The sequence below is a fragment of the Xanthobacter sp. 91 genome (genome assembly GCF_000702385.1).
Taxonomy (GTDB): Bacteria; Pseudomonadota; Alphaproteobacteria; order Rhizobiales; family Xanthobacteraceae; genus Xanthobacter; species Xanthobacter aminoxidans.
Window position 1 is genome coordinate 3,691,219 of record NZ_JNIB01000001.1, and the last position, 25,481, is coordinate 3,716,699.

Below are 25,481 nucleotides of genomic sequence, written 5' to 3' on the forward strand. Positions count from 1 at the left end.
TCGCCGAAGCTGGAGCTTCATTCCGACGAACCCTACGGCACCAAAAGCAGCGATCCCGTGGTTTCGCCTCGCTCGAGCATGATGTGGGCATCGGCGACGCGAGCGAGTGGCAATTCGGTCCCAATGGTCACAGGCAGCCCGGCGGTGATCTCGCTGAACAGATCTTCCGCTGCCGGCCGGTAGGCGGAGAGATCGGCTGCATATGCGAACACGCTCGGCCGGCTAAGGGCCAGAGAGCGGCGCGCGCCAAGCTCCGTCAGAGGCAGTTGCGGCAGCGAGCCGGAAGCCTGGCCGATGCTCGCCACCATTCCGAAAGGGCGCACGGTATCCAGCGTTCGAACGAGCGTCTCGCCCCCGATGCCATCAATCGCAAAGTCCACGCCGCATCCATCGGTCAGACGGCGAACCTCGGCGACGAAATCCTGCTCTCTGTAGAGGATCACATGGTCGGCACCCTGGGCGAGGGCCAGTTCCGCCTTGGCGGGCGAACCGGCGGTGCCGATCACGCGCGCGCCAAGCCGCTTCGCCCATGCGGTCACCAGCAGCCCCAGCCCGCCAGCAGCGGCGTGGAGAAGGATGGTTGTGTCGGCTCCCACCAGAAACACGCGCCGCAATAGCATGTGGGCGGTGACACCGCGCAGCATGGCCGCTGCGGCGATACGGTCTTCGATCCCATCCGGAATGCGGATGAGCCGGCTCGCAGGAATGTTGCGGGCCTGCGCATATCCCCCCAATGGCAAGCCGGCGTAAGCCACGCGCTCGCCTGCAGCCACATCACGCACATCCGGGCCGATCTCCTCGACCACGCCTGCGCCCTCCACCCCAAGCACGGCTGGCATTTCGCCGACCGGATAGAGGCCGCTGCGCTGGTAAATGTCGACGAAGTTCACGCCGATCGCGGTATGGCGGATGCGGACTTCTCCGGGCCCTGGAGCGGGAAGGGTGCGGTTTGCGGCGCACAAGCACTCTATGCCGCCGGGCGCGGTCAACTCTATGGCGAAGGTGGTGTTCATCGCGGATCCCCTGTGAGGTCGCTGGAACCCTAGCCGCGATGGTTCTGGGCAGAAATTCCTGATAAATGCGCACTTCCTGGGGATTTTTGCGCAGATGTGCCGATGCTGAACTGGGACGACCTCCGCTTCTTTGTCGAGCTGGCGCGGTCCGGTAGCCTGTCCAAGGCCGCGCGACAGCTCGATGCCGACCATTCCACCGTCTCCCGGCGCATCGCTGCGTTGGAAGAGGCGCTGGCCCTGAAGCTCTTCGACCGCCTGCCGCGCGGATACGCACTCACCGAGGACGGGGAGCAGTTGCTGGATCGCGCAGGTCTCGTGGAACAGGCGGTGCACGGGGTGCAGCGCTTCGCATCCGGCGCCGCGCCGGGGATTGTCGGGCGGGTCCGGATCAGCGCGCCGCCTGCGCTTGCGAGCCACTGGCTGGTGCCACGCCTCGCGCCGCTGCTCGCTCGCCATCCCGACCTCAAAGTCGATGTTTCCGGCACACCTGCCGCCGCGCGCCTGTCTCGGAACGAGGCGGACCTTGCACTTCGCCTGTCGCGACCGCAGGAGAAGGGGCTGGTCGCCCGACGCCTGGGCAGCCTCGCCTACGGGCTCTATGGGGCACGGGCCTATGTGGAGGCGACGCCGGAGCCGCGCCGCGTCTATCTAGGCTATGACGAGGAACTGGCTCGCTCCCCGCAGCAGATCTGGCTCGAAACGGTGGCGCAAGGTCGCCCCATCGTGTTTCAGAGCAACGATCTCTCCAGCCTCATCTCGGCGGTGCGCGCGGGCATCGGCCTCGCCGCTCTCCCTCACGTGCTGGCAAGGCAGGACGATCTAACCTGCGTGATGGAGGGCGAGGTCTCGCGGGAACTCTGGCTCGTGGTTCACCCCGACCTTAGGCGCGCAGCCCGCGTGAGGGCGGTCATGAACCATGTCATCGAGGTGTGCCGCGAACTGAACCACCGCTGAGCGGATGCGGCGCGGACATTTCCGGGACGATATCCGAGCCAGAAAAATCCTGAACCCCGGATCGTTTTCGGGCCTGTTGTGTGGGCGAAGCAGGAGCCCCGAAGGCGGGCCCGGTTTTTGCCCCCCACCCCCTCCCGCGCGTTCGCATGTGCAATGGCCCCAGGGTGGGGGGCGCCCCGTCGGCCGGCGCAGGGCCGAGCCGGAAAAGGGGTGCCGGTCGGCCTGCTTGCCATCGCAGGAGAAACGGGCAGGATCACGCGCGAGGCGTTGCAAATAAAGGACTTGCAGGCGTTCGCGATGCATGTATCGTCATCATCAACGAAGGATGATGTTCGCGATACAGGGGTCGGAACGATGGCTGATGGACGGTTTGTCTCCTACCTGCGGGTGTCCACCGACAAGCAGGGCAGGTCCGGGCTCGGCCTCGAAGCCCAGCGCCAGGCCGTTGCCGACTTCCTCAACGGGGGCCGCTGGAAGCTGCTGGCCGAGGTGGTGGAGGTCGAGAGCGGGAAGCGCGACGATCGGCCGGAACTGGCGCTGGCGCTGGCGCTGTGCAAGGCGAAGAAGGCGACGCTGGTGGTCGCGAAGCTCGATCGTCTCGCTCGCGATGCCCACTTCCTGCTGGGCCTGCAAAAGGCCGGCGTGGAGTTCGTCGCAACGGACATGCCCTCCGCGAACCGGCTCACCGTCGGAATCATGGCGATGGTGGCCGAGGAGGAGCGCCGCATGATCGGTGCCCGGACAAAGGCAGCGCTGGCCGCTGCAAAGGCCCGCGGCGTCAAGCTCGGCGGGGATCGCGGCTATGTCGGCCGGGCGGAGGATCTGGCGAAGGCCCGCGAGGCGCGCCAGCAGAACGCCGACGAGCGCGCCCGGTCCCTGGCGCCGATCCTTTCTCGCATCGATCCGCACGGTGCCCTGTCCCTCCGCACGGTGGCCGCAGCACTAGAAGCCGAGGGCGTTCCGAGCGTCAACGGCGCTGAAGGCTGGACCGCCGCAGGCGTCGCCCGGCTCCGGAAGCGCCTGGCTGCCGGCTGAGCCCGGCTCTGCGTCGAGTGCCGACCGCACCTTCCCACCGATCCTTCCCGCACTGCTCTGCGTCCCGCGCGCTTCCCGGCGGGCCGGGAGGACGGGCGGTCGCGTGACGCGGTGGCCGGGCGGTCGGCGAGGGGTCAAAGAAGGTTGCCGGACGCGTTGCGCGGTGGACCTACCTCACCTCCACAACCCGCTGTTCCTTCGGCTTCAGTGCCTCTCCTACACGCTCCAAGTGACTTCGTCGGGCATTGTGGGGACCTCAGCCGAACCGGCTCACATTCCACATCTGACGCATGCAAAATGACGGATGACGGGTTATGTCGGGTTTTACGCCATAGGCCCCCTATTGCGCGCGCGTGTACGCGTATAGGAGCGTGGAATAGAAAAACCCGTCATTAAGCGTCATCCGTCATTCCACGCAGGCGGGCTGGTAATTTCTGAGCGGCAGCGCACTCCCCTGAAGCCGCGGCCGGCCGTCTTCCGATGGGGGACGAAGCCCTTGCGCTGAAGGGCATCATTGAACGACTTCACCGTGCCAGCCTCTTCGCCGGCAGCGCGGGCGAACTGGGCCCAGGATTCGAACAGATCGCTGGTCCGGTCCCACAACGCGCCATTGTCGCGATCGACCTCGCATTTCTCCTCGAGCCATTGGCCGAGGACATCCTGATCCAGGAAGTAGCTTTGGGTGGCGTCAGCGATGATCGCCGGCCGGATTAGGCCATTCATCTGCCAGTCCAGGCAGCCTTCGATCATCCATCGCAAGATGCCGGGCCATTCCTCCTTCAGCTTCGCCTCCAGCTCGGGATCAGGCTTCGCCGGCTTCCGGGTGAACGGCACGATGTTGAACCTGCGGCGAGCAGCATCATCGACATTGCGCAGCGCCGGCTTGTGGTTGCCGACGATCGTCAGCTTGAACGTCGGCCGAAAGCTGAAGAAGTCCTGCCGCATGAACCGTGCCGTGATGGTGTCGCCACCGGTCATCTGCTTAATGCGAGCCTCAGCCCAAGCACGCCCCTCTTCAGTTTCCGATGCCGTGACGACCCGGGCGCCATTGAGCATGGCAAGGTCGGTCGGGTGCTTCTCGGAACGTGAAGCGGTGAAGGTGTCCATTGCGGCCATGATGGCGTAGTCGAAGAGGATCCCCAGCAACACGTTGAGGAACACAGACTTTCCGTTCCCTCCCATCCCATGCAGGAAGACGAGGGCATGCTCGCGCGTGTCGCCGGTGAGGCAATATCCGCACCACTGCTGCAGGAAGCGGATGAAATCCGGATCGCCCCCCGTGGCCTCTTCCAGAAACCGCATCCAGCGGGGGCAGGCCGGTGCCGGTGAGGGGCCGCATCCCGTGAGCTTCGTAATTCCATCGTCGGGCTTCCCGGGCCGAAGGCGGCCGGTCCGAAGATCGACCGTTCCCGAGGGGGTGCCCAACAATAGCGGGTCGCCGTCCCAATCGGCAGCAGTTCGGGCAAACGCTCTGTCGGCTTGGGCAAACTTCTCTACGCCGGAGGCGAAGCTGGTTTTCCCGACGATGAAGCGAACACGGTCGGGCTCGTTCGTCGCCAGCTCGCGCGCGAGGCATCTCGCCCAGTCAAATGCGAGCCTCGTCTGATCCATGCGCCAGACAACACCGTCCCACCGAAACCAAGAGCCCCGACTATGGCAATACCTGAGCTTGCCCCCGTACTCCTCGGCGAAGAGCCGCGCAGCATTGTCCTCGGTAACGAGCTCGTTCGAGCCCCTGCGACCCGTGGGCTTCGATTCCCCTGCGTTCGTGGAGGACTGATCCTCCGGGCGGAGAACCTGCACGTCGAGCTTGGCGAGCAGTTCGGAGGAGGCGCTGGTCAACGAAGCCCTCCCTGAAGCACGTCGTTGAGATCTCCCCGTCGCCTCGGCCGAATAACCTGAACCTCGACGCCAGCATTGAGCCAGCGCTGGGCACAGACGCGCACAGCGCGCTCGTTCGCGCCGGTGTCATCGGTCTCTCCGAGTACCGTGAGGCACTCGACGCCCGACAGGACGGGGAAGTCCGCGATCGCTCCAGCTGAGCCCAGTGCCCAAGCTGGGCGAAATCCCGCGATCCGACCGGAGAGCGCCGTCTCGATGCCCTCGCCGATGGTCAGCCCGAGTGCCACGGTGTCGTCGCTATCGAGCTTGATGGCGGCGCCCTTGGCGCGCCCGAGCATCTTCCGACCGAGTTTCTGGCCGTCGGGACCGAGAAAGGTGCGGTGAATGCCGCACGGCTCATCAGTTCGGATGTCGCGATAGAGCCCCATCATTCCAGGCACGGTCCCGCTCTCGAAGCGGAGTGCTGGATGCAAGCGGAGCACGACGCCGGCCATGCCGTCCTCGATAGCGAGACCGCGAGCACGCAGATACGCGTCGACCACCGTTCCGCGGGGATCCAACGCCTCGTCCCAGATGCGTAGCGCTGTCGCGATCCGCTGGGCAGCGTCGTCATCACCGGCTATCGGCTCGGGCCGGGGATGCTCGACGCGGCGCGGTGCCGTCACCGGTTCCGACCGGCGCGGCTCGAATCCTCGGCGTATGCCCAGCCGCTCGGCAACATGATCGCGACACGTCTGCCAGTCGTCGCCGCAATGGCTGTGGACGACAAAGCCGTCGGGCGCCGAAGCCGCCAAACGGACGCTTAGGCTACGGTCTTTCGGCGAATGGCCGGGCCCAGGCGCCAGCACCTGCGCGCCGGCGACATCCCCGCCGAGGACACGGGCCAGCTGGGAAAGGGAGAGGGCGGCCGTCATCGACGAGCAGCCTTCAGCTGCGATAAGGCCTCGGCGAGGGCATCAGCAAGCCGCTCGACGTGCGATGTGGAGCAGGTGAGGCCAGAGCGAGAGGGGCGTAGCTCACCGTCCCGGCCCTCGTACCAGACGCGCAGATCGATGATTGGGCGCCCTTGGTACTCCGTCAGTTGGACCCGCAGCGTTTCCTTGCCATTCTTTGGCCACTCCGCGACGGTGATCGGGGACGGGCTCTTCATGACCCGCCTCCCGTCCGATCGACGAACGCCATGCCCGGCACCAGATGGCGGAGCACTTCGTCATCCGCGGCTTTCCGCGTCCAACAAATCGCGACCAGCCGAACGGTGCCATTCTCCGAGGCGGTTTCGACGACGAACACCGGCCGGCCGGCTCTATCGCTGGGCGAACACCGTTGGATGCCGTGGCTTAGGATTACCGCCTGATGTGCAGGGCGGGTGCCGGTGCGTTGAGGCACGAATGGGGAAGAGGGAAGCTCCTGGTCACCGCTCGCCTGAACGGTTTGCCCAAGAGCCCCGCGCCGATCCCACCCCGGCGTGGGGCTTTTCGTTGCGGCCATCGCTCAAGCCGCCCGCGTCTTAGGCTTCATCCGCGGGAGCGATGCTGCCCAGGCGTCCGCCGACTCCACCACGATCAGGGTTTTCCGACCGAGCTTGACTGCTTCGATGGCCTGTTCGTGGATGAGCTTGTACGCGGTCACATGGCTGATGCTGTAGTCAGCACAGAAGTGTTTTATCTCTTGCAGACGGGGCCGGCGGCCTGCCGCCTCTTTCGTTTGCGGGATGTGCTCGGCGCAGCCAATGGACATTCTAACCTCACGGGCATTTCGAACCAGGAATGCTCGTGAGCAGACATTTATAATAGCGGTCCGGCATCCTCGCCGTGGCGAGGTTCCCGGCGAGGATTGTGAGATTGAAGTGCGGGCCGTCCAGATCGTCGATGGGCGAGCCTCGCACGCAACTCGCGCGCGACCCACCGTTTGACGTTGTAATGCTTCCTCAGAAAAGCTTCTTCTGCGGGTGCTGACAGGAGCATCGGGGCGACAATTTCGACGTAAATTTTGTCTAGCTCAGCCGATGGCGGCGGAGACTTCCGCTCTGGTAGGTTAGCGCTATTCAAGGGGCCTACTCGAATTTTTTCGTGATTTCCAAGAGAGCTGCCCCATATGTTCAAATTTTTACCATCCAGTGTTGCGACATCACTCCATTCGTCTGGCCTGATTTCACCTCCTTCACCGAAAGCTTTCACTTCCCCGGCCTGCAGGCGGTGCAGTAGGTTGGCTTTGGCACGAGCCCAAATCTTCATGGCTCTCCCGTGGGTCGAGGCCGCGAGCTCCACGCCATAGATCCAAACCAGATTTTTGGGGAGGCTGTGGCGGTTAACGGTGTCAACGTCGCAGATTGCAGCGAGCTGCATCCCTTCACTATCCGAGAAAGCCATCATCAGCCGAACTGTATCTCCGAGCGAGCACCAGTTGATCTTGCTCAACGCCTCGATTTCAGCAATGCGTCGAAAGTGTTCATCTCTCGCCATTTGGCGCTTTAGAGCCGCTAAACGGACGATGGCTGATCGATCAAAATGAAGATTCTTAAATTCGACTGATCGCGACGTGCAGAAAGCCAAAGCGTTGTCGGCCAGACGAAGGCGAAGGCCTAGGAGGTCTGCTGGTTCGATAACTTCTAGGGGGCCATCGGATCCATCGCTGGGTACAGCTAGGACTTGAATGCCGCGCTCTTCGTTCCCTGAAAATGACGGAGCGAAGCTTTTGCACGCGCTCTCTAACTCACTGCAAGCCAGATAAAAAGCAGGACCAAGCTTGCTTAGGGCAGCTCGCCCATATGCAGTAGCTCGCGTGGCTAGACGGTCGTCGCCAGTCGCGATCATTACCACCGCCTGAGCGGCGTTCCAGTATCCCGCCCCACGGCAAGTGGCGGCGTGGCGAGTATTTTTCGCGGCACCCATCGGTGACCTCCAAAGTTCACACCTAAGCGTGGGTCGTGGAGCTTCTCCCCAATGGCTAGTGGATGTTCGCAGTTATAAATACCACATCTGGTCCAGCTCGGAAGTAGGCTGGCCGACCCTATGATCCACGCTGCAGCGCTGTACCCGTTTTCCACCGGCTGAGCGCCTTCCGACTGCTGCCGTCAATCGCCGGTGTCGGCTGGATTATCCACCGGCGTCGCGCTCGCCAATGCGTCGAGGTGGTCCGCCCACCACTGCATCATCCGGACGCGCTCGTCCCAGTGCTCGCCGCGGGCATATGCTTTTCGAACTGCATTGCCGTCGAGATGGGCAAGCTGGCGCTCGATGGCGTCCGCGTGCCACAGGCCGCTCTCGTTCAGCAGCGTGGACGCGGTGGCCCGAAAGCCGTGAGGGGTGACTTCGTCGTTCGCATAGCCTAGCCGTCGGAGGGCCGCGTTCATCGTGTTTTCGCTGATTGGGCGGAGCACGGTGCGGATAGAAGGGAAGGCCAGCCGTCCCCGTCCTGTGATCTGGTGCAGCCGCTTGAGGATCGATACTGCCTGTTGGGGGAGGGGGCTCCTATGCGGACGTCGCATCTTCATGCGCGCCGCCGGAATGGTCCATTCGGCCTTTTCGAGGTCGAACTCTCTCCATTCCGCCATCCTGAGTTCGCCGGGCCTCGGAAAGAGGATCGGCATGAGCTGCAGTGCAGCTCTTGTCGTGGGTTGCCCGTCGAAGCCCGCAATGGCCCGAAGCAGCGCTCCAAAGGCTTTCGGGTCGGTCACTGCCGGACGATGCACGACCGTCGGTGTGACGAGAGACCCCTTCAAGGCGAGGGTTGGATCTCGATCCGTGCGAGCTGTCGCAGCCGCATATCGGAAAACGCGTCCAATCGTCGATCGGAGCCGGCCGGCACTTTCATGTCGGCCCCGTGCCTCCATCTTTTTCAACACGGAGAGCACCTCTGCCGCGGTGATCTCCGAGATTGGGCGATTTCCAAGTTCCTCCCTGGCGAACCCCAACAGCCAGGCGACCTTGTCCAGCGTTGTGGCGGACCGATTTTCCTGAGCCAGCTTTTCCAGAAGCTCGTCGGCGATGAGATTGAACGTGTTCGCTGCCGCCGTCTGACGCGCAGCTTTCTCCGCCTTTGCCTTCGCGGCTGGATCGACACCTGCCGCCAAAGCCGACTTTGCCGCGTCCCGTGCTTTTCGGGCGTCGGCGAGCCCAACCGCCGGGTAGGCGCCGAGCGCGAGCTGCTTCTGTTTGCCTTCGAATCGGTAAGCCAGGCGCCAAAGACGGCCGCCCGTGGGCGTGACCAGCAGGTGGAGGCCGCCTCCGTCAGACAACTTCACGGGACGCGGCTGGGGTTTGGCGGAACGAACGGCGACATCAGAAAGCGCCATATTGTTGGCATCCGGATTTGTTGGCACCTGACGATGCCAACAATCATGCCAACAAATCCGCTGAATGCCAACAGCTGAGGGCTTATGCCCACTAACGCCGATCTCGCGAAAAGCCCTGTATCTGGGCCATTTTCTTTACGTCAGTGAATGTCAGAGAAGGGGGGAATGGTGCCGGGTGAGGGGATCGAACCCCCGACCTTCGGTTTACAAAACCGCTGCACTACCGCTGTGCTAACCCGGCTCCGGCCCCATGCTCTACCAGCGCGCCAAGGGCTGAACAAGCCGGGAGCAGGGGGAAATGAAAACGGCCCCGCCTTGGGCGGAGCCGTTCGATTGCGGGGAGACGCGCGGCGGGGCCGCGCGCAACCTCAGTGCCAGTGATCGATGTTGCGATCCTTGGTCTCGGGCACGAACAGAAGACCGATGACGAAGGTCATCAGCGCGATCACGATCGGGTACCAGAGGCCGTAGTAGATGTCGCCGGTGGCGGCCACCATGGCGAAGGCGGTGGCCGGCAGCAGGCCGCCGAACCAGCCGTTGCCGATGTGGTAGGGCAGCGACATGGAGGTGTAGCGGATGCGGGCCGGGAACAGCTCGACCAGAGCTGCCGCGATCGGGCCGTACACCATGGTCACGAACAGCACGAGGATGAACAGCAGCCCGATCACCGCCGCCACCTGCGGGCGGAAGATGTCGAACGGATGCGCCATCTTCACGACGTCCTTGTTGGTCGCCGCCGACGGGTAGCCCGCCGTCTGGAGCGCCGCGAGGGCCGTCTTGTTGAAGTCGGGGCTGTAGGGCACGACCGTGTCGTTGACCTTCAGCTGCACCGGGGAACCGGCGGGGCCGGCCTCGGTCGAGTACTTCACCGAGGACTTCGCGAGGAAGTCGCGGGCGAGGTCGCAGGGCTGGGTGTAGATGCGGGTGCCCACCGGGTTGAAGAGGCTGCCGCAGTTCGCCGGATCGGACACAACCGTGACCCGGATGTTCTGGATCGCCTTCTCCAGCGCCGGGTTGGCGTAGGTGGTGATCATGTTGAACAGCGGGAAATAGCTCGCCGCGGCGATCAGGCAGCCGGCGAGGATGATCGGCTTGCGGCCGATCTTGTCGGACAGCCAGCCGAAGAACACGAAGAACATCGTGCCGAACACCAGCGACCACGCGATGAGCAGGTTGGAGGTGTAGCCATCGACCTTGAGGATCGATTGCAGGAAGAACAGGGCATAGAACTGGCCCGTGTACCAGACCACGCCCTGGCCGGCGACGAGGCCGAACAGCGCGATCAGGACCACCTTGAGGTTGCCCCACTTGCCGAAGGCCTCCGAGAGCGGTGCCTTCGAGGTGGTGCCCTCCTCCTTCATCTTCTGGAAGGTCGGCGATTCGGAGAGCTGGAGACGAATCCAGACCGAGACGCCGAGCAGCGCGATGGAGACGAGGAACGGCACGCGCCAGCCCCACGCCGCGAAGTTCTGCTCACCCACGATGGTGCGGGTGAACAGGATCACGATCAGCGACAGGAACAGGCCGAGGGTCGCCGTGGTCTGGATCCACGAGGTGTAGAAGCCGCGGCGGCCGTGCGGGGCGTGCTCCGCCACGTAGGTCGCGGCGCCGCCATACTCACCGCCGAGGGCGAGGCCCTGCAGCAGGCGCAGGCCGATCAGGATGATCGGGGCGGCGATGCCGATAGAGGCGGCATTGGGCAGGATGCCGACGATGAAGGTCGACAGGCCCATGATGAGGATGGTGACGAGGAAGGTGTACTTGCGGCCGACGAGATCGCCGATGCGCCCGAACACGATGGCGCCGAAGGGGCGCACCAGGAAGCCGGCGGCGAAGGCCAGCAGGGCGAAGATGTCGCGCGTGGCCGGCGGATAGGCGGAGAAGAACTGCGCGCCGATGATGGCTGCCAGCGAGCCATACAGATAGAAATCATACCACTCGAAGACGGTGCCCAGGGACGAGGCGAAGATGACCTTCTTCTCCTCCCGGCTCATGGGGCGAGGCTTGGCTGCCGCCCCCGCTGTGGTCACGCTCATGGAACCTATCCCTCCCATCGCTTCGGGTTCCGCCGCCGGCGGATGTCGGACCCAACAGGTCCTGCGAGAGAGGGTCTTTTCGGCGCAAGCCCACCGCGCCGTGCGCACGCGGGAGTGCGACGGATCTCAGGGCGTTCCTCCGGTAGACCCTCTGGGTTCCGCGTCATTGTTGGCGCACGGATATCCCGCAGGGCTGGACGCGCACGGCGCGTCGAGCGGTATCATGGCGAAGGTGTGGCAGCCTTACGATTGGTCATTGGTCTTAGGTGCAGGGCGAAAAATGCATGCGCCGCAGCATGGTGGCCTGCCGTTTGGCAGGCCTGCCCCGCGTCAGCCCTTCTTCAGCGCGCGGCGGGCGATGCCGAGGGCCAAGGCAGCGGCATTGGAGACGTTGAGGCTCTTGATGGCGCCGGGCAGGTCGATGCGGGCCAGCACGTCGCACGTCTCGCGGGTGAGCTGGCGCAGGCCCTTGCCCTCGGCGCCCAGCACCAGGGCGAGGGGCGCGCGCAACCGGGTGTCCTCGATATCCGCCGGCCCCTCGCTGTCGAGGCCGACCACCAGCATGCCGTTGTCCTTCAGCTCGGTCAGCGCCCGCGACAGATTCTGCACGAGGCAGAAGGGCACGTGCTCCAGCCCGCCTGACGCGCTCTTGGCCAGCACACCGGTGGCCGCCGGGCTGTGACGGGCGGTGGTGACGATGGCGCTCACCCCGAACGCCGCCGCCGAGCGCACGATGGCGCCGACATTGTGCGGGTCGGTGATCTGGTCGAGCACGAGGACAAGCTCGCTCTGCGCGAGATCCTTGAGCGGGGGCGACCGCAGGTGGTCGACCTCCGCCAGGAGCCCCTGATGCACCGCATCAGGCCCCAGCAGCTTGTCGATGTCGCCGGGGCGCACCAGCTCGGGCGTAACCGGCGGGACAAGTCCCTCCTCGGCGAGGCGGTTGATCGCGTTTTCCGTCGCCATCAGCTTGCGGAACCGCCGCTTGGGATTGCCGATCGCCTCGGCGACCGTGTGCCAGCCATAGAGCAGCGCGACATCGTCCGCGCCGGCCCACGGCGGCGGCTTGCCGCCACCCTTGCCCTTGCGTGGGGGAAACGGCGCGCCGGATGGGCGCGGGCCGCCACGGCCGGCGAAGGGCGGGCGGGCGCCGGGGCGGCGCGGTTCGCGGGGCGGACGATCAGACATGACGTGGCTTTGTCAGACACCGCCGCCGCGCGCAAGGGGCGGCGGGGCCCGGACAGGCGTTTCGGTGCCGGTTGCGGCGGCACGGCCGGCCCGGCCGTCCACAGGGGCGGGGATCGAGGCGCATGGGCGGGCGATTTCCGGTTGACTTCGGCACGGTGTTTTCACATAAACCCGGCCTCGGATGGCGATTTGAGTTCACGCTCTGCGTCACCTTCGGCCGCTGGCGCTTTCCTGCATCACCAGTCCGGCTCGAAGCCTTCCTGCTCCGGCATGAAGGTCCGCGATGACGGGCGTCGTTATGGAGGGGTGCCCGAGTGGTTAAAGGGGACGGACTGTAAATCCGTTGGCTCTGCCTACGTTGGTTCAAATCCAACCCCCTCCACCACCCGTCGTCGCAATGCGCTCTCGCGAGCGCGGGGCCGGTGTCCGCCGGCCCGCGGAAGCAGGAGGGAGCCGGCCTGTCCGGTCGCCCGCCACCTCTTCCGCCCTTTGAACCGGCATGCTAAGCCAGCCGGCATGCGGGTGTAGCTCAATGGTAGAGCAGCAGCCTTCCAAGCTGAATACGAGGGTTCGATTCCCTTCACCCGCTCCAGCCCTGTTTTCTGAATTTCAGACCGTGCCTGTCCGCGCTGTTCCAGCCGGCTCATGAGCGCCGATCGCCTCGGGTGCTGACCGCCCCGATTCGTCGGGACGCGACCGTGCCGGCGATGCGGGAGACTCCGATGGCCGTGACGATTTCGCCCCCCAGAACGAAAGCGGCCGTCAGGGGCGTTCGGAGCCCCTGACGGCATGGAACCTCGCTCGCTGCACGGCGGCCCGGAGCCGACATCGCACACCCCACCGAGGTCGAGGTTCCAATCCTTCAAACGGTCGTCAGGCGACCGTTCACTGCACCGCGTTGATGGCGAGGCCTTCCACGTAGGTGAACTTCGCGTTGACACCCTGCTGCAGCGTCTGGAGGTCGCTGAGAACCTTGCCGTTGGCGGCCTTCAGGGTGCGCAGGTAGCCATCCGGGCCGGGGAAGCTCACGGTGCCCGCGGCCGGATCGGTGCCGACGACGGGGGCGACGATCGTCACCTCGCGCAGGCCGAAGCCCTCGGGCAGGCCGGGCAGGCCGTCATTCACCACGACCTCGTTCAGGACTTCCGCGGGCTCGTTCTTGGCGGGCTTGGCAATGGCGGTGACCACGCCGGGCAGCTTGCGGATCAGCAGGCTCTGGCCGTTGCGGAAGGCGGTGAGGTCGCCCACCAGCGGCGGGGCGATGACGGCCCAGCGCTTGCCGGCCGGGGTCTCCAGCACGACCCGGCGGGTCGCCGGATCGGCAGAGACGAAGCGGACCTTGTAGGTGAGGACGGTGGCGCTGCCGACGCCCGGCAGGGTCACGACCTCGACCGCCTCGGGCTTCGGCACGGCGGGTGCCTGGGCCGCGGCCGGCAGGGCGGCGGCGAGGCTGGCGGCGGCAAGGCTGCCGGCAGCGATGGCCAGCTTCAGCGTGCGAAAGGTCATGTCATTTTCCTTTTGGTGGACCCGGCACCAGGCCGGGAGTTCGGGAACAGTCAATGAACGCCCTGTACGCAGGCGGCCGGTGAGGTCGCCTGCGTCCGGAGGGCGGATCGTTTCTCTGCGGGGGGCGCTGGAGCCAGCGCCCTGGTGTCAGGACGCCTTGACTTCAGGGATCGTCCAGGTGCCGTCGAGGATCGAGGGCTTCTTGGGGTTCGGCCAGTACATGCGCAGCATGAGGATGAACTCGCCCGCCGGTGCCGGCAGCCAGTTCGATTCCTTGTCCGCTCCCGGCGAGTCGTGCTGGACGTAGAGGTCGATCGAGCCGTCGGCGTTGGCCTTCAGGTTCTGCCGGGCGCTGATCGAGTAGCGGTTGATGGGATTGGCGACGAAGAAATACTTGTCGTCATACATGGTGAGGGACCAGAAGCCCTTCACCGGAGGCAGCTGCCCCTTGGGAAAGTGCATCACATACTTGTTCGCGCCGTTGTACTTGCGCGCGAAGACGCCGCTGCCGGACTTCAGCGAGATGGGATAGATCGCGTCCTCGGGGCGGTTGGCACCGAGCCCGACGGCGGTGATCAGCGCACGCTGCATGTAGTCGGTGCCGTAGAGGCCGGTCTTGGTGCTGTAGCGCCAGCCGTTGACGTTCTTGAAGTCTCCGCTGGTGACCATGTGCAGCATGACACGGTCGACGCTGATCTTCTTCACCCGGTCGAGCACTTCGGGATTGGCGGCCTTGGCGTCGAAATCCTTGCCGGGCACGATGCCGATCTCGGCGAGCTTCGGCAGGATGGGCGCATCGGCGGGAACGGGCGGGTTGGTCTTCATCAGCTCCGCCAGAAGCTTGAAGTACTCGACGCCGCTCAGGGCGTTCACCTGCTCGCGCACAGCCGTCTTCATGTCGACGGACGGGTCCACCTTGCCGGCGGGCGGGGTGTAGTCCTTGCCATAGGCGCTGAGGGGATAGACCTTGCAGGCATCCTGCAGCGCATGGACGGCGGCGTAATCCTCCGGCGTGCCGGTGCAGTAGATGCGGCCGAGCAGCCAGACGAGCGCGGTCGGCGACTTGTACTGGACGACGCCGGCCGGGAGCGTGCCCTTCCAGCCGGGGCCGGTGATGGCATAGGTCTGCGCGCCGGTGCCCGTGGTGCGGGTGCCGGGAACCTGGAACACGTTGGTCCAGCCGTCCAGCATGGGGAAGAGGTAATAGCGCCCCTTCATGTCGGGGATGCTGACGATCCACGGCTCCTTGGCCACGTCGAGCCACGTCATCGTGTAGAGCGTGTCCGCGTTGGGCGCGGTCACGTCGCGGAAGCTCGCATCGGGATAGGTGCGCAGGCGCGCGAATTGCCCCATGGGCGCATGGCTGCCTTCGGGGGCGGCCACATTGGTCATCACCCGGCGCGTGAACTCCATGGTCACGAGCGGGTAGCCGTAGATATAGGCATCCGACGCGGCGCGCAGATCTTCCGCGTCCGTCACCATTTCGCCGATGAAGCCTTCCGCCTGCGCAGAGCCAAGCGCTGAGCTTGCACCCAGAAGGCCGAGACCGGCCGTAACTGTGCGCCTGGAAACTTTCATTGCGTATCCCCCAATCGATAAAGAGCAACTTGCGTTGCATCTAGCCGCCCTGCGGCGCGGCGGGACGTTATCTCAAGCCCAAGCGCCGCGTTTTGCTTTGCGCGCCATCGCACAGGGGGCGGGGAAATATGTTGATACCTGCCGATACGTCGGGTGGTAGGTTAGTAATCTCAGTCCGTTCGGAGGCCATTTCTTAAAACAGGATTTATTCAACGCCTGCGCCGATTTCGTCGATCTTCGCGGGTCAAGGGAGCGCTGCGCATTTTTCCCCGCCGAAAATTGGCTTCAACTTCTCGTCAAACCCCGGCGCACCCTCCAGATCTCGGTATGAGCGGTATTTGAGGACGCTTCATCACTTCTTGCCGGGAGCGGGACTCGCCAAAGACGGGCCGGCGGCCTGCATCACCGCCTCCGTGTCGCCCAGCCAGACCTGATCCTCGACCTTCAGCGCCTCCAGCACCCGCCGCAGGGCGGCCGCTCCCGCCGGCGTGCCGACGACGAAGGGGTGGATGCCGATGGCGACCACCGTCGCCGGCCGCGCCGGATCGGCTTTCGCCTCGCGGGCCAACTCGCGCACGTAGTCGATCCAGAGGCGAGCGAGGTCGTCGGCTTCCTTGAAGCGGGAGAGATACTGGCCCATGTCCACCACGCTCGGCGGGTAGGGCACCAGCACCAGCGGCGCCGGCTTGGTGTCGAGGCGCGCCAGCACGTCGGAATCCATCCCGTCGAGGGTGTAGCGGATGCCTTCGGCGGCGGTGGCCTCGAAGGTCTGCGCATCGGGATAGACGCTCGGGCTCGACCAGCCGGTGGAGCGCACGCCGGTGTCTGCCTCGATCATGTCCAGCGTCTTGCGGATATAGGCCCGCTGCGCCGCCGGCCCCTCCGACAGGGGCAGGAGGTCGGTGGAATTGTTCAGCCCGTGGGCGATGATGGGCGCTGACGGAACGAGCGCCCGCAGCGTCGCCCACACCTGCGGCTGCGCCTTGGGGAACTGGGCATTGAGCGCGAGGCTGAGGGGAACGCCCATCTCCTTGAACAGCCGGCCGGTGCGGGGCAAGCCGAAATTGATGGCGTATTGCCGAAAGCCCTCGTCCACGAGGTCGGGCGTGCGGCCGGTCATGTCGGGGCGGAAGTTCGGCCCCTGTCCGTGGCCCCACGTCTCCACATAGAGGACGAACAGCACGGCGACTTTCTTGCCGCCCGGCCATGCGGCGACGGGAATGTCCTGCCGTGGCAGGCCGGTGATCCAGTCGGTGCCAGCGCCCTCTGCCGCCGGAGCGCGCCCGGGGGTGAGGGCCGCGACGGCGGCGAGGAGAAGGGCGAAGATCGGTGCGCGCATGTCCCACCTGCCTGTGCATGGTCCCAGGCACGGATGTGCCGCGCCCGGGGCGTCGTTCAATGGAGGTCGTCGAGGGAGGCGGCGCCCGATCCGCCGGAGATCAGCGCCGGCCACTGCTTCGAGCCGAACGGCACCTGCGGCGGCAGGAACGGCTCCTGTCCGCGCGCCTTCATCTCCGCGATGATGGCCTTGCGGGCATCGCCTCCCATCAGCTCGTAATCCATCAGCCGATCGCTGTTGAAGAACAGTCCGCCCACCGAGCGGTCGGAGATGATGCGCACCACGGCGGTCAGCATGTCCTCCGGCGTGGTGGTGAAGGAGACGGTCTCGATCAGGAACAGGCGGTCGTTGATGGCCTTCTCACCGAAATACTGGGCGAGCACGCTGAACAGCACGTTGTTCTGGCGGGCCACATAGATGGTGTTGCTGGCGCCGAAGGCCTGATCGAAGCTGCCGCCGAGGTCCTTCTTCCAGCCGTCCAGCACGCCCATCCAGTGCTTGACCTGCGTCTGGGCCGCCCAGGCGATGGCATTGCGCAGGACCGGCGCCTGCTTCTTCGCATAGGCCTGCACCGCATCGAGGGTGACGACGCCCTTGGCGAGGCTGTCCTCCATGAAGGCGATGTTGTTCTCCAGGATGGCGCGGGAATTCGCCCGCCACGCATCGGGCATCTCCGCCGCGCCGATGGTCTCCAGCGCGCTCTTCGTCTCACTCAGATAGGCCCGCATGGGCGCGACCCAGGAGGTGTCGGCCGGCGTGTCCAGATACGGCAGCACGACCTCGGAAATGGCCATGGCGCTGTGGCCGAGCGACTTCATCACCTGATAGGCCTTGGGCACTGAAGGCGCCTCCAGCGGCGGCTGGCCCGGCCGGTAGAGGATCATGCGGCCGCCGGCGCCCGAGAACAGCGCCAGGATGACCGGATGGCTGGCGAGGATGTTGCGGCGAAACGCGGTGCCGGCATTGTCGTACAGCGCGAACATGGTGGTGTTGAGCTGGAGGACGTTGCGGGTGGCGAGATCCTGCGCGGAAAGCGGCTGCGGCGGCCCGGAGATGGGCTTGAGATAGGCCGGTGGCTCGGCCGCGAGGGCGCCGGGCAGCGGCGTTGCGGCGAGCGCCGCCGCCACGGCCAATCCGACGGAACGGTATTTCATCTTTTCCTCCTCCATATGTCATTTGCGCGGGTCGCTGGGGGCAGATCATTTGGGGCAGGCGGCGCCGCTCTCGACCCACGCCTTGACCAGGGCTTTCGCCTCCTGTTGCGAGCCCGGCGCGGGCGTTCGCGTGCCGCCGGGATGCCAGGCCCAGCCGACCAGCGTGTCGTCGCCGATATGGGCGATGAGATCGGCGAGCGATCGTCCGCCGTTGCGGCTCGGGTCCTTGATCTGGATGCAGATTTCGGCCGGGCTCTTGCCTTCCCAGGCCATCTCGGCGGGCGCGAGATGCCATTCGGGATGGCCGGGCACGCCGGCCGGCGCGTAATTCTCGCCGTGATGGCAGGTGCCGCACCTGAGGCTCGCGGTGCCGAACCCGTCCGTGCCACGCGTCACCGGCGGCTGGTGCAGACGTGCGGAATCCCCCTGTCGGGGCCGATCCGTGGCGGGGTGGCAATTGGTGCAGCGCGGGTGGGTGAGCACCTTGCTGAGCTCACCAAAATAGGCTGCCGACCGCTGTGCCGGATCGGCGATGGCGGCGAAAGCGTCCGGCGGCGCAAGAGCACCTGCGGGTGCCGCAAGCGTACCTGCGGGCGCCGAAAGCGCGATCCCGGCTGCCGCCAGCAGCCCGGCGAGGGCCGCCGCAGGTAGGGTCATTGCGAGGCGCCTGTCGAACAGCATCGAAGCCCCTCAGGTCAGGAAGCGTTTGGGGTCGGCGAGCACGACATCGCGCACCGCCTGATGATATTTGACGTAGCCGGAGCAGCGGCACAGATGGCCGTCGAGGGCCTCGGCGATGGTGCGCTCCAGATCGGCCCGGGGAATGGGCGAGCGTTCCAGCCGCTCCAGCAACACCTGCCCCTCGTTGAGGAAGCCGGGGGTGCAATAGCCGCACTGGAAGGCGAAATGGGCGACGAAGCTCTTCTGCAGCGGCGTCAGCTCGCCGTTCTTCGCGTGGCCCTCCACGGTGCGGATGGCGAGCGTGTTGAAGTCGGTGGCGGACGCGATACAGGTGGGCGTGGTGGAACTGGTTCCGTCCGCATGATCCACGATGACCGCGCAACTGAGGCACTGGGCGGCGCCGCAGCCGAACTTGGTGCCGGTCATGCCCAGCACTTCCCGCAGGAAGTCGTTCATGCTCAGGCCCTCGCGGACCTCGATGGGACCGTGGCTGCGACCGTTGATGGTGAGTGAGACCGGAGGCAAGCGGCTTCTCCCTTCACAGCACCCGCCGGACATCGTCCGGCGTGACGGGCAAGGCACGGAAACGATGGCCGGTGGCATCGTGGATGGCGTTGAGAATGGCGGGCACCACAGGGATCATGACCACCTCGGCCATGCCCTTGGGCGGTTCGTTCGGGGCGACGCGTGGCAAGACTTCCACCTCCAGCGCGTGGAGGGGCAGATCGGAGCCGCGGGCGACCACATAGTCGCCGAGGTTCCAGCGGCCATTGCCGGGCCCGTCCTCGAACGGCGGCAGGGTTTCGAGCAAAGCGTAGCCAAGGCCCATGGCGAATCCGCCCTGCGCCTGGCCGACCACCACCTCGGGGGTCAGCACCTCGCCGCATTCCAGCACGCTGTAGGCCTGCGAGACCCGCACGGCGCCGCTCGCCTTCTCGATCTCGACCTTGACCAGCGTGCCGCAGCTCGATGTGAAGGAGGTGCCGATCCGGTTGTAGCTCGCCGGCGGGAAGGCGATGAAGCTGCGATCCAGCACCTTGAACGCGCCGCCGCCGCGGCGCACCGCCAGCGCATCGAGGTCCACGACCCATTCGAACCCGTCCAGCGGAAAAGCCGCCTGCGCCCATGCCCAGCGGGAGAAGGCGTGGGCCATGGCGCCGGTGAGGCCGCCCACCTCGTGGGCGCGGGCGGCCACCTTCTCCTGCTGCAGCGGCGGCAGGCCGGAGAGGATGAGCGCGTCGTCGAACCAGAACGCCTCCTGCCACAGGAAGCGGCGCGGATCGTCCTGGGCGATGCCCCACAGGCTGAGCGCCGCCGGCCACAGACCGAAGCGAAAAATGAGCCGCGCCGCCTCGGCCGCCGCCTGGGTACCCACATGGGCGCCGATGGAGGCGCTGGTGGCCGAGCTGATCGCCGGTACCCAGCGCGGATTGCGGGCGGCGGCGTCCTGCTCCGACTGCGTGAGGGTGTAGGGATCGCCTGAGGTCACGAGCCCGAGTTCATCGAACGCATCGATGCGGGCGACGGAGACCGCATCCGCCCGCCGTCCGAGCAAGCCCGCCACGCGGTTCGCCACCGCCGTGCCGATGCCGTTGCCCATCTCCACCGCGTCGCAAAAGATGCGGATGCGCCCCTGGGGATCGACCTCCACCCGGCCGAGGGAGCAGTCGGCGCCCGTCCCGTAGTCCTTGGCGCAGACGGCGACGCCGGTGCCGACCAGCGTCCCGGCCGGAGCGGCCTTGCGGGCCGCGTCGCGGCCCCGCCACAGGGCGTGGGTTTCCAGCTTGTCGAGGATTTCCGGCGTGCGGATCGAGACGGTCCACGGATTGCCGGTCATGGTCAGATCGCCGGCCTTCAGCAGGTTGCGCCGCCGAAGGGTGATCGGGTCCATCGACAGCGCCTGCGCCGCCTCGTCCACTAGGGTCTCCAGAGCCGTGGTGGTCTGGAGCACGCCGTAGCCGCGCATGGACCCGGCCGTGACGCCCCGGGTGTGCTCGGCGAGGGTGGTCACGTCCACCTTCGGAATGTCGTAGATGCCGATGGCTGATGTGGCGGACACTGCGGCCACGCTCGCCGAATAGTTGGCGAGGCCGCCACCGTCGAGGACATGGTCGGCCGCAAAGGCCCGCATCCGCCCGGTGGCGCGTTCGAAGGCCACCTGCGTGTGCATGTCGAAGGCATGGCGCTTGATGCCGCCCTGGAACTGCTGAAACCGGTCGTGGGCGAGGCGGATGGGGCGTCCCGGCAGGAACATGGCGGCCAAAGCCACGTAGAACGGGAACGGGGTATGGTCGCGCCCGCCGAAGCCGCCGCCCAGATGGGCGAAATGGCTCTCGATCCGCTCGGGGCGGAACCCCGCCGCCGCCGCTCCCAGAAGGTGAGCCAGCTCCTCGCTCGCCTCGAACGGCGACTGCACGCCGAGCACCATCCGCAGCGCCTTGGCCTGCGGGTCGTACCAGGCGAGGCCGCCCTCCGGTTCCAGGAACATGGGGTCCACGGACTGGGTGCGGAACCGGCGGTCGAGGACCAGCATGTCCGGTGCGCCGCCGGCGGCGATGAAGGCGCGGATGGCCTCGCCGTGGATGGCGCCCTTCTTGTACTGGCCGCCTTCGGAGGTAGGCAGCGGCTGCCAGACGGGCCGGCCGCCGGGCTCGAAGACGCCGGGGCTGATCCAGCCCTCGATCAGCGGCGAATAGACATCCGGGGCGCCGGGCGCATCCCCCGCGACGCGGGTGAAGCGGAGGGCGGCGTAGTTCGGCTCCGCCACGGGTCCGGTCTCGGCGCCGAACTGGGCGGGGGCCTTCTCGCGCAGGATCGCCCGCGCCCGGTCATAGGCATCGAACGTCTCGAACAGCAGAAGCGCCAGCGGCTGGCCGAGATAGAGCGGCGTCTTGCCCGCCGGGCAGAGCAGGTCGCCGGCATAGAAGGGCGGCACGCGGACCCCGGCGCGCTCCAGATCCTGCGCCGTCACCACCTGCGTCGGCCGGGCGCCGGCGTCCAGCGCGGAGAGATCGAGCCCGGTGAAGACGTGGGTGGCGTCGGCGGCACGCAGGAGCAGGGCGTGGGCGGTCGTTGCCGGCCAGCCCTCCATGTCCGCCGCGCGGAAATCCGATGCGTAGAGCTTCGCACCCGTCACCTTGGCCAAGGCATCGATGCGCCCGGTCGTGGCGCCGGGGAGGCGGGACGCGGCCGGGCCGGGGAGCGTCTGGCTCGCATCGAAGCCGGCGGCCTGCGCCGCGCCGATGCGGCTCATGGCAAGCATGATCCCGCTGGCAGCAACCCACGTCACGAAATCACGCCGCGAGGGACGCATGTTTTTTTCTTCCCCGGACCAAGTAAAAATCAGGGTATCAGTAATTTATGAATGCCGATACGTCGCGTCATTTTTGGAAATTCGAGGCGTGCGGTGCGATAAAATTTAAATCAGGCGTTTAAATTTAATCTGGACGTGCAAGTGCGCATGCGTCCTGCGGGGCATATCCCGCCGCGTGAAGCTATCCGTGCTTCACAGATGCTGTCCGCCGACGCTGCAGCTTGCCCTGCATACCAAACGCGCCGGAACTCTTCCTATTCCCTCATTTGAGGGAGGGGGCCGGGACTGCGGTGATCAGCCCGCCTCCTGGACGGTCGACCGGCGGTCGCCACCGTCGCCCATCTGGAACCGCCGCAGCAGGGTGGCGTGGGAACGGACGCCGAAGTGGCGATAGACCGCCCGCTGGTATTGCGCGACCGTGTATTCGGAGAGGTTGAGGTTGACGGCGATTTCCTTGCGCGTGCGCCCGTCGAGCAGAAGGTTCAGCACCAGCCGCAGCCGGGGGGAGAGGCGGGGCACGCTGGCGCCGCGGTCGCTCGGCCAGCCCTGCTCGTGCAGCCAGGGCAGCTCGCTGAGCAGGATATGGGCGATGCGCGCCTCCCGATCGGAAAACGGGGCTGCGTCCCGGCGCCGGAAGAGCGAGATGGTGCTCACGGCGCGCTCGTCGATGGGCCGGAGCGAGAAGATAAAGGGTCCGATGTCCGCATCAGCCAGGTGGGTGCCGACTCCCGAGGCGACGAAGGTGGCTTCATCCACGATCTGCTGCCGTGTCCGGGTGACGTGGGCGTTGCACGCGCGCATCTCGCCCAGCAGCTTCGCAGAGGTCCAGGCCATGTCGGGATGGGCGGCGGCGAGCAGGAGGCGCCCATAGCGCGCCTCGTCGAAACCGCCATGGGCCACGCCGAGATAAACCGGTTGCTCGCCCGGCTCCGCGAGGCAGCCGAGGCTCCAGGTCCAGGAATCGGCGCCGACCAGCGTCGAGATGCCATCGATGAGCTGCCGCTTCACGCAGGAGAAGTCCGCGCGCGAGACGATAACGTCGCCCAGCAGCCTCACGATGTCGCGCACGTCGGAGGCGGACAGGAGGTCGTCCGGCGCGCAGTCAAGAGGAGAGCAGGCAAGAGGAGGGCTGGAAAGAGGGGACATGTCAGGGCTCATGTCGCACCCGTGCTGGCTGTGGTGCCCCTGCATTTCCTTGAGGTCAGCAAAGACCGTCGCACTGTGACGGTTCGCGGACGCTGGGGCAAGGCGCCAGCCCGTGGGAGCGATTCTCTAGCGCCCGTTGATACCTCCGCATTGCGCGTTCGGCCGGCTCGACTATGGTCCCGGCACAGCTTCGGGGAGGCGTGCGTGCGGGTAGCTCGACGTGGGGCCGTCGGTTTCGCGGCCGGGATGATTCTGGCGGCTGCCACCGTGCCGCCGCTCGCTGCCGCGCCGGTTGAAACGCTTGCGCCCGGCACGCTCTCGGTCTGCATGTTCGCCACCTTCCCGCCCTTCGTCGGCAAGTCTGACGCCGGCGTCTGGGAGGGGTGGGACGTGGACTATCTCAAGGCCTTCGCCGCGACGCATGGGCTGCGGTTCCAGCCGGTGGAGGTGGCGGATTTCGACGGGCTGTGGACACGCCCCGGCGCCGACGCCTGCGACATCGCCGCCTCGGGTATCGCCGACCTCGCCACGCGTCGGCAGGCGACCGGCGCGGCGGGGGTGTGGTCCGATCATTATTATTTCGTGCTGCGTGCCTTCGGCGTGCGCAAGGCCGATGCCGGGAAGCTGGCGCGTGCGGCCGACCTTGAGGGCAGGACCATCATGGTCATCGCCGGCTCGACGGCGGATGTGGACGCCCGCAGCCGCGTGGCACAGGCCCGGATCGCCGACGTGACCATCATCGGCACCTCGGACGATGTGGAAAATGCCCGGCGGGTCCGCGACGCCGCGGAGGGAGAAGGCCCGTTCGCCTTCGGCTCGGGGCTCGGCACGGTCCAGTACCTGTCGCAGAAGATGGGCCTCGTCCCGGTCTGGCCGCACTGCATGATGACGCCGGACGGAAACGTGCGGAACGAGCCGTTCTCCTTCATCGTCCGCGCGAAATCGACGGGCGTTGCGGACGCGCTGAACGCCTTCATCGCCGCGACACCCTATGGCGCCGGCCGTGGCTCTGAGGCTTGTCCCGGGGACGGCGGATAGGGGAAGGGGGCCGCGTCGCGGCCTTGTCGGACTGGCCTTCGCGCGTGCGCGCGGGGGCGGACGGTTTTGCGCGCGATTGTCCCGCCTCTTGCATCCGCTTCTGAAACCCCCTATCCCACGGCGGATTTTTTGGCGGCCCGCGCGGGGCGCTGACCGAGAGTGAGAGAGACGAAATGGCCAAAGAGAAGTTCAACCGCTCGAAGCCGCACTGCAACATCGGCACGATCGGTCACGTTGATCACGGCAAGACGTCGCTGACGGCAGCGATCACGAAGATCCTTGCGGAGTCTGGCGGCGCGACGTTCACGGCGTACGACCAGATCGACAAGGCGCCGGAAGAGAAGGCGCGCGGCATCACGATCTCGACCGCTCACGTTGAGTACGAGACCAACAACCGCCACTATGCGCACGTCGACTGCCCCGGGCACGCCGACTATGTGAAGAACATGATCACCGGCGCGGCGCAGATGGACGGCGCGATCCTGGTGGTTTCGGCCGCCGACGGCCCGATGCCGCAGACCCGCGAGCACATCCTGCTCGCCCGTCAGGTCGGCGTTCCGGCGCTGGTGGTGTTCCTGAACAAGTGCGACATGGTCGACGATCCGGAGCTCCTCGAGCTCGTGGAGATGGAGGTGCGCGAGCTCCTCTCGAAGTACGACTTCCCCGGCGATGACATCCCGATCATCCGTGGCTCGGCGCTGGTTGCGCTCGAGAACGGCGATCCGGAGCTGGGCAAGAACGCGGTGCTGAAGCTGATGGAGGCGGTCGACGCCTACATCCCGCAGCCCGAGCGCCCCATCGACCTGCCGTTCCTGATGCCCATCGAGGACGTGTTCTCGATCTCCGGCCGCGGCACCGTGGTGACCGGCCGTGTCGAGCGCGGCATCATCAAGGTCGGCGAGGAAGTCGAGATCGTCGGCATCCGTCCGACCGTGAAGACGACCGTGACCGGCGTCGAGATGTTCCGCAAGCTGCTCGACCAGGGCCAGGCTGGCGACAACGTCGGCATCCTGCTGCGCGGCACCAAGCGCGAGGACGTGGAGCGTGGCCAGGTCGTGTGCAAGCCGGGTTCGGTGAAGCCGCACACCAAGTTCAAGGCCGAGGCCTACATCCTGACGAAGGAAGAGGGTGGTCGTCACACCCCCTTCTTCACCAACTACCGCCCGCAGTTCTACTTCCGCACGACGGACGTGACCGGCGTGTGCACGCTGCCCGAAGGCACCGAGATGGTGATGCCGGGCGACAACGTGTCGATGGACGTGCACCTGATCGTTCCGATCGCCATGGAGGAGAAGCTGCGCTTCGCCATCCGTGAAGGCGGCCGCACCGTCGGCGCCGGCGTCGTCGCTGCCATCATCGAGTGA

General features: G+C 66.3%; 21 protein-coding genes and 3 tRNA genes. 6 read left to right on the forward strand and 18 right to left on the reverse strand.

The window, feature by feature from the left end:
- Positions 1–32: 32 nt before the first annotated feature.
- Positions 33–1,013, reverse strand: a complete 981-nt coding sequence (locus tag A37E_RS0117310) for a quinone oxidoreductase (RefSeq protein WP_029557767.1) — start codon at positions 1,011–1,013, stop codon at positions 33–35.
- Between the two features lie 102 nt (positions 1,014–1,115).
- Here A37E_RS0117310 and A37E_RS0117315 point away from each other — a divergent pair, with 102 nt between their 5' ends.
- Both A37E_RS0117315 and A37E_RS0117320 read left to right on the forward strand, forming a co-directional pair.
- Positions 1,116–1,967: a LysR family transcriptional regulator gene (locus A37E_RS0117315; protein WP_051679131.1), complete on the forward strand. Its 852-nt coding sequence runs from the start codon at positions 1,116–1,118 to the stop codon at positions 1,965–1,967.
- Between the two features lie 354 nt (positions 1,968–2,321).
- On the forward strand, positions 2,322–3,002 hold the full coding sequence (locus tag A37E_RS0117320) for a recombinase family protein (RefSeq protein WP_029557769.1): 681 nt from the start codon (positions 2,322–2,324) through the stop codon (positions 3,000–3,002).
- A gap of 399 nt (positions 3,003–3,401) precedes the next feature.
- On the opposite strand, the gene A37E_RS0117325 is transcribed toward A37E_RS0117320, so the two are convergent.
- The 9 genes from A37E_RS0117325 to rlmB form a co-directional block, all read right to left on the reverse strand.
- On the reverse strand, positions 3,402–4,844 hold the full coding sequence (locus A37E_RS0117325) for a phage/plasmid primase, P4 family (protein WP_245279366.1): 1,443 nt from the start codon (positions 4,842–4,844) through the stop codon (positions 3,402–3,404).
- Positions 4,841–5,758: a toprim domain-containing protein gene (locus tag A37E_RS0117330; protein ID WP_029557771.1), complete on the reverse strand. Its 918-nt coding sequence runs from the start codon at positions 5,756–5,758 to the stop codon at positions 4,841–4,843. Before A37E_RS0117330 ends, A37E_RS0117325 begins: the two co-directional genes overlap by 4 nt.
- A complete protein-coding gene (locus A37E_RS0117335) occupies positions 5,755–5,994 on the reverse strand; it encodes a transcriptional coactivator p15/PC4 family protein (protein ID WP_029557772.1) in 240 nt (79 codons plus the stop codon). The genes A37E_RS0117330 and A37E_RS0117335 overlap by 4 nt, the downstream gene beginning before the upstream one ends.
- Positions 5,995–6,335: 341 nt before the next feature.
- Positions 6,336–6,581, reverse strand: coding sequence for a hypothetical protein (locus tag A37E_RS0117340; RefSeq protein WP_029557773.1), 246 nt, complete (start codon positions 6,579–6,581; stop codon positions 6,336–6,338).
- A 47-nt stretch (positions 6,582–6,628) separates the two neighbouring features.
- Positions 6,629–7,735, reverse strand: a complete 1,107-nt coding sequence (locus A37E_RS27005; RefSeq protein ID WP_156026367.1) for a hypothetical protein — start codon at positions 7,733–7,735, stop codon at positions 6,629–6,631.
- 182 nt (positions 7,736–7,917) lie between these two features.
- Positions 7,918–9,138 (reverse strand): integrase arm-type DNA-binding domain-containing protein, encoded by a 1,221-nt coding sequence (locus A37E_RS0117345; protein ID WP_051679132.1) that lies wholly within the window; start codon positions 9,136–9,138, stop codon positions 7,918–7,920.
- A 166-nt stretch (positions 9,139–9,304) separates the two neighbouring features.
- A tRNA-Thr gene (locus A37E_RS0117350) sits at positions 9,305–9,379 on the reverse strand.
- Positions 9,380–9,506: 127 nt separating this feature from the next.
- Entirely contained in the window at positions 9,507–11,174 is a 1,668-nt protein-coding gene (locus A37E_RS0117355) for an MFS transporter (protein ID WP_029557775.1), read from the reverse strand.
- 330 nt (positions 11,175–11,504) lie between these two features.
- Positions 11,505–12,362, reverse strand: coding sequence for a 23S rRNA (guanosine(2251)-2'-O)-methyltransferase RlmB (gene rlmB, locus A37E_RS0117360; RefSeq protein ID WP_029557776.1), 858 nt, complete (start codon positions 12,360–12,362; stop codon positions 11,505–11,507).
- A 300-nt stretch (positions 12,363–12,662) separates the two neighbouring features.
- Between rlmB and A37E_RS0117365 the strand changes: the two genes are divergently transcribed.
- Positions 12,663–12,747, forward strand: a tRNA-Tyr gene (locus A37E_RS0117365).
- 133 nt (positions 12,748–12,880) lie between these two features.
- Positions 12,881–12,954: transfer RNA gene (locus A37E_RS0117370), tRNA-Gly, on the forward strand.
- Positions 12,955–13,247: 293 nt separating this feature from the next.
- Here A37E_RS0117370 and A37E_RS0117375 read toward each other — a convergent pair.
- The 8 genes from A37E_RS0117375 to A37E_RS0117410 all read right to left on the reverse strand — a co-directional run bounded on the left by A37E_RS0117375 (position 13,248) and on the right by A37E_RS0117410 (position 23,079).
- Positions 13,248–13,868, reverse strand: coding sequence for a hypothetical protein (locus tag A37E_RS0117375; protein WP_029557777.1), 621 nt, complete (start codon positions 13,866–13,868; stop codon positions 13,248–13,250).
- Positions 13,869–14,015: 147 nt separating this feature from the next.
- Positions 14,016–15,446 (reverse strand): DUF1254 domain-containing protein, encoded by a 1,431-nt coding sequence (locus A37E_RS0117380; protein WP_029557778.1) that lies wholly within the window; start codon positions 15,444–15,446, stop codon positions 14,016–14,018.
- A 352-nt stretch (positions 15,447–15,798) separates the two neighbouring features.
- Positions 15,799–16,785 (reverse strand): polysaccharide deacetylase, encoded by a 987-nt coding sequence (locus tag A37E_RS0117385; RefSeq protein WP_051679133.1) that lies wholly within the window; start codon positions 16,783–16,785, stop codon positions 15,799–15,801.
- A gap of 56 nt (positions 16,786–16,841) precedes the next feature.
- Entirely contained in the window at positions 16,842–17,939 is a 1,098-nt protein-coding gene (locus tag A37E_RS0117390) for a hypothetical protein (protein WP_029557780.1), read from the reverse strand.
- A gap of 45 nt (positions 17,940–17,984) precedes the next feature.
- On the reverse strand, positions 17,985–18,596 hold the full coding sequence (locus tag A37E_RS0117395) for an Isoquinoline 1-oxidoreductase subunit (RefSeq protein WP_245279367.1): 612 nt from the start codon (positions 18,594–18,596) through the stop codon (positions 17,985–17,987).
- 33 nt (positions 18,597–18,629) lie between these two features.
- A complete protein-coding gene (locus A37E_RS0117400; protein ID WP_029557782.1) occupies positions 18,630–19,145 on the reverse strand; it encodes a 2Fe-2S iron-sulfur cluster-binding protein in 516 nt (171 codons plus the stop codon).
- 13 nt (positions 19,146–19,158) lie between these two features.
- Complete coding sequence (locus A37E_RS0117405) at positions 19,159–21,933, reverse strand: molybdopterin cofactor-binding domain-containing protein (protein WP_029557783.1); 2,775 nt, start codon at positions 21,931–21,933, stop codon at positions 19,159–19,161.
- Positions 21,934–22,227: 294 nt separating this feature from the next.
- A complete protein-coding gene (locus tag A37E_RS0117410) occupies positions 22,228–23,079 on the reverse strand; it encodes a LuxR C-terminal-related transcriptional regulator (RefSeq protein WP_197023004.1) in 852 nt (283 codons plus the stop codon).
- A gap of 246 nt (positions 23,080–23,325) precedes the next feature.
- Between A37E_RS0117410 and A37E_RS27230 the strand changes: the two genes are divergently transcribed.
- Entirely contained in the window at positions 23,326–24,117 is a 792-nt protein-coding gene (locus A37E_RS27230) for a transporter substrate-binding domain-containing protein (RefSeq protein WP_029557785.1), read from the forward strand.
- Positions 24,118–24,290: 173 nt separating this feature from the next.
- Positions 24,291–25,481 (forward strand): elongation factor Tu, encoded by a 1,191-nt coding sequence (gene tuf, locus A37E_RS0117420; protein ID WP_029557786.1) that lies wholly within the window; start codon positions 24,291–24,293, stop codon positions 25,479–25,481.

Excerpts from the sequence above, each read along its gene's own strand:
- A37E_RS0117310 (WP_029557767.1), bottom strand. The coding sequence starts at position 1,013 with ATGAACACCACCTTCGCCATAGAGTTGACCGCGCCCGGCGGCATAGAG.
- A37E_RS0117315 (WP_051679131.1), top strand. The coding sequence starts at position 1,116 with ATGCTGAACTGGGACGACCTCCGCTTCTTTGTCGAGCTGGCGCGGTCC.
- A37E_RS0117320 (WP_029557769.1), top strand. The coding sequence starts at position 2,322 with ATGGCTGATGGACGGTTTGTCTCCTACCTGCGGGTGTCCACCGACAAG.
- A37E_RS0117330 (WP_029557771.1), bottom strand. The coding sequence starts at position 5,758 with ATGACGGCCGCCCTCTCCCTTTCCCAGCTGGCCCGTGTCCTCGGCGGG.
- A37E_RS0117335 (WP_029557772.1), bottom strand. The coding sequence starts at position 5,994 with ATGAAGAGCCCGTCCCCGATCACCGTCGCGGAGTGGCCAAAGAATGGC.
- A37E_RS0117340 (WP_029557773.1), bottom strand. The coding sequence starts at position 6,581 with ATGTCCATTGGCTGCGCCGAGCACATCCCGCAAACGAAAGAGGCGGCA.
- A37E_RS27005 (WP_156026367.1), bottom strand. The coding sequence starts at position 7,735 with ATGGGTGCCGCGAAAAATACTCGCCACGCCGCCACTTGCCGTGGGGCG.
- A37E_RS0117345 (WP_051679132.1), bottom strand. The coding sequence starts at position 9,138 with ATGGCGCTTTCTGATGTCGCCGTTCGTTCCGCCAAACCCCAGCCGCGT.
- A37E_RS0117355 (WP_029557775.1), bottom strand. The coding sequence starts at position 11,174 with ATGAGCGTGACCACAGCGGGGGCGGCAGCCAAGCCTCGCCCCATGAGC.
- rlmB (WP_029557776.1), bottom strand. The coding sequence starts at position 12,362 with ATGTCTGATCGTCCGCCCCGCGAACCGCGCCGCCCCGGCGCCCGCCCG.
- A37E_RS0117375 (WP_029557777.1), bottom strand. The coding sequence starts at position 13,868 with ATGACCTTTCGCACGCTGAAGCTGGCCATCGCTGCCGGCAGCCTTGCC.
- A37E_RS0117380 (WP_029557778.1), bottom strand. The coding sequence starts at position 15,446 with ATGAAAGTTTCCAGGCGCACAGTTACGGCCGGTCTCGGCCTTCTGGGT.
- A37E_RS0117385 (WP_051679133.1), bottom strand. The coding sequence starts at position 16,785 with ATGCGCGCACCGATCTTCGCCCTTCTCCTCGCCGCCGTCGCGGCCCTC.
- A37E_RS0117390 (WP_029557780.1), bottom strand. The coding sequence starts at position 17,939 with ATGAAATACCGTTCCGTCGGATTGGCCGTGGCGGCGGCGCTCGCCGCA.
- A37E_RS0117395 (WP_245279367.1), bottom strand. The coding sequence starts at position 18,596 with ATGACCCTACCTGCGGCGGCCCTCGCCGGGCTGCTGGCGGCAGCCGGG.
- A37E_RS0117405 (WP_029557783.1), bottom strand. The coding sequence starts at position 21,933 with ATGCGTCCCTCGCGGCGTGATTTCGTGACGTGGGTTGCTGCCAGCGGG.
- A37E_RS0117410 (WP_197023004.1), bottom strand. The coding sequence starts at position 23,079 with ATGTCCCCTCTTTCCAGCCCTCCTCTTGCCTGCTCTCCTCTTGACTGC.
- A37E_RS27230 (WP_029557785.1), top strand. The coding sequence starts at position 23,326 with ATGATTCTGGCGGCTGCCACCGTGCCGCCGCTCGCTGCCGCGCCGGTT.
- tuf (WP_029557786.1), top strand. The coding sequence starts at position 24,291 with ATGGCCAAAGAGAAGTTCAACCGCTCGAAGCCGCACTGCAACATCGGC.